1 protein-coding gene is annotated in these 361 nt (G+C 46.8%); it reads right to left on the bottom strand.

Annotated elements, in window-relative coordinates; all coding sequences use genetic code 11:
• Positions 1 to 361, bottom strand: a 361-nt coding sequence (locus L1070_RS20220) for a phosphopantetheine-binding protein (protein WP_237126918.1), incomplete at both ends; no start/stop codon positions are given.

Consider the following 361-nt stretch of genomic DNA (forward strand, 5'->3'; position numbering starts at 1 on the left):
GTGAGAATACTTTCAAACACCTGTTTTATCAGGCCTAAATCAAGCTCCCCTTGTACCTGCCACGCCATCGGCATATTGTATTGTGCTGAGCCTGCTTGTAGCTGGTCGATAAACCACAAACGTTGCTGCGCAAAAGACGTGACATAGTGAGGCTCGGTACGCGCTATCACTGTGACCGGTGCAAGTACCTGTGTGCCTTGATGTTCATCTATTGCAACCGCAAGCTCGGATAATGTCTTCGCACTAAACACAGCCTGTACCGGCAGTTCAACATCAAAATGCGTACGAATAAGCGAAATCAAACGAATACTCAGCAGTGAATGCCCTCCCAGTTCGAAGAAGTTATCATTACTACCAAGTT

Origin of the sequence: Pseudoalteromonas sp. MMG022, assembly GCF_021654245.1 — a bacterium.
GTDB lineage: Bacteria > Pseudomonadota > Gammaproteobacteria > Enterobacterales > Alteromonadaceae > Pseudoalteromonas > Pseudoalteromonas amylolytica.